The sequence below is a fragment of the Albidovulum sp. genome, from assembly GCF_049646345.1.
In the GTDB taxonomy this organism is placed as follows: Bacteria; Pseudomonadota; Alphaproteobacteria; order Rhodobacterales; family Rhodobacteraceae; genus Albidovulum.
The window spans coordinates 1-2,138 of the sequence record NZ_JBARVQ010000450.1; the positions used below are offsets into that span (position 1 = coordinate 1).

At 66.3% G+C, this 2,138-nt stretch carries 4 protein-coding genes; all 4 read left to right on the plus strand.

Annotation, left to right across the window (positions count from 1 at the left end):
• The first annotated feature begins 107 nt into the window (after window positions 1–107).
• Window positions 108–536, plus strand: coding sequence for a VOC family protein (locus tag WBB85_RS11275; RefSeq protein ID WP_432638711.1), 429 nt, complete (start codon window positions 108–110; stop codon window positions 534–536).
• Window positions 530–1,219: a DUF1194 domain-containing protein gene (locus WBB85_RS11280; protein ID WP_432638712.1), complete on the plus strand. Its 690-nt coding sequence runs from the start codon at window positions 530–532 to the stop codon at window positions 1,217–1,219. The genes WBB85_RS11275 and WBB85_RS11280 overlap by 7 nt, the downstream gene beginning before the upstream one ends.
• A complete protein-coding gene (locus WBB85_RS11285) occupies window positions 1,216–1,935 on the plus strand; it encodes a DUF1194 domain-containing protein (RefSeq protein WP_432638713.1) in 720 nt (239 codons plus the stop codon). Before WBB85_RS11280 ends, WBB85_RS11285 begins: the two co-directional genes overlap by 4 nt.
• A 14-nt stretch (window positions 1,936–1,949) precedes the next feature.
• Window positions 1,950–2,138 (plus strand): hypothetical protein (locus tag WBB85_RS11290; protein WP_432638714.1); only part of this gene is annotated, 189 nt, incomplete at its 3' end.

Here is a 2,138-nt window from a genome sequence, read left to right on the forward strand (position 1 = left end):
GTGTATATCGGGCAGTTTTTCTGGCTGGCTGCGGAATTCTCTCTGCCGCACCGCTTGGCGGCGGGGCGGCGGGGCTGTTAGGCTGCGGGAAAATCAGGGAGGCTGGCATGGCACTGAAATACCTGCATACGATGGTTCGGGTGAAGGACCTCGACGCCTCGATGGCGTTCTACCGGCTTCTGGGGCTGGAAGAGACGCGGCGGCATGAGAGCGAGGGCGGACGGTTCACGCTGGTCTTCATGGCACCGCCCGGGCAGCCGGATTGCCCGGTGGAACTGACGTGGAACTGGGACGGGGATGAAGGCCTGCCCTCGGACAGCCGCCATTTCGGCCATCTGGCCTATGAGGTCGACGATATCTATGCGACCTGCGCCCATCTGCAGGCGAATGGCGTGGTGATCAACCGGCCGCCGCGCGACGGACGCATGGCCTTTGTCCGCTCACCCGACAATGTGTCGGTGGAGCTGTTGCAGGCGGGGGCGGCACAGGCCCCGGCGGAACCCTGGGCCAGCATGGAGAGTACCGGCCATTGGTAAGGGCGGCGCTCACGCTGGTCTTCTGTCTCGCGGCGGCCCCGGCGGCCGCCGCCTGTCGGCTGGCTTTGTTGCTGGCGCTCGATGTTTCGGCCTCGGTCGACAAGGACGAGGACATTCTGCAGCGGCAAGGCCTTGCTCGGGCGCTGCTGGTGCCTGCGGTCGAGGAGGCGTTCCTGGCCTTCGGCAGTGGCAGTGTCGCGCTGGCGGTCTATGAATGGAGCGGGCGGTATCAGCAGGACCTGCTGCTGGACTGGACCCTGATCGCGGGGCCGAAAGATCTGGCCGTCGCGGCGGCGGCGGTAGCGACCAGCGAGCGGGGCCATGATGACATGCCGACGGCGCTTGGTTACGCGCTTGGTCATGCAGCGGGACTATTCGAACAGGCGCCGGATTGCGCCCAGCGCAAGCTCGATGTGTCAGGCGACGGGCGCAACAATGAGGGGTTCGGACCGGATCTGGCCTACCGCGAATTTCCGCTGGACCGGGTGACGGTGAACGGGCTCGCCATCGCCGAAAGCGACCGGGAGATCGCGGACTATTACCGGCGAGCGCTGATCCGGGGGCCGGGCGCCTTTGTCATCGAGGTGACGCGGTTCGAGGATTACGAGGCGGCGATGGAGGAAAAGCTGCTGAGGGAACTGGAAGGCCCGGTGATCGGTTTGCTGGTGCCGGGGACGGAATGATCCGGGCCGGGATTGCAGCACTTCTGCTGGCGGGCGGACCGGCGCATGCCGCCTGCCGTCAGGCCCTGGCCATCGGGCTCGATGTGTCAGGCTCGGTCGATCAGCGGGAATTTACGTTGCAGACAAAGGGGTTGGCAGCCGCTTTGACCTCGGATGCGGTGCGCGCGGTTCTGCTGGACGCGCCGGGCTATCCGGTGGCTTTGGCGGTCTTTGACTGGTCCGGCGAAGGGCATCAGCGGCTGATCCTCGACTGGCTGGAGATTACGGATGCTACGACGCTCGACCGGGTGGTCAGTGTCATAGGTTCTGCCGTGCGGATCGAACGATCGCCCGCGACAGGGGTCGGAGCGGCGATGCTGTATGGCGATGCGCTGCTGGCGCGGCGGCCCGATTGCCCGCGCGCAGCACTCGACCTGACCGGCGACGGGCTGAACAATTCGGGACCCCAGCCGCGCGATATCACCCTGCCCCAGCGCGCGCGGCCTGTCACCGTCAATGCGCTTGTGATCGGCGTGAACCGGGATCAGGGTTGGGATGGCGGCGATCCCGGCGTGGCCGAACTGACCGCCTGGTTCACGGCCGAGGTAATCCGGGGTCCCGACGCCTTTGTCGAAGTGGCCCTGGGTTTTGAGGATTTTCAGGCGGCGATGGAGAGGAAGCTCTTGCGCGAACTCGCCGGGCTTACTGTCAGCCAGATTGCCGGACCAGACGGATAAGGGAGGGAATGCGGATGCGTATCGGGATGATCGCCGGGGCAGCTTTGCTTGCACTCGTCGGAGCGGCGGCCTTGGCATTCCCACGCGAGGCGCGGCTTGTCTTGCAGGTGGTTGGCGCGGAAATCGTCACGCCGGCCCCACCCGAGGCCCCTCGCAAAGCGGCCACACCAGAGGCGATGCGGCTGATCGCGGCGGCAGAGGGG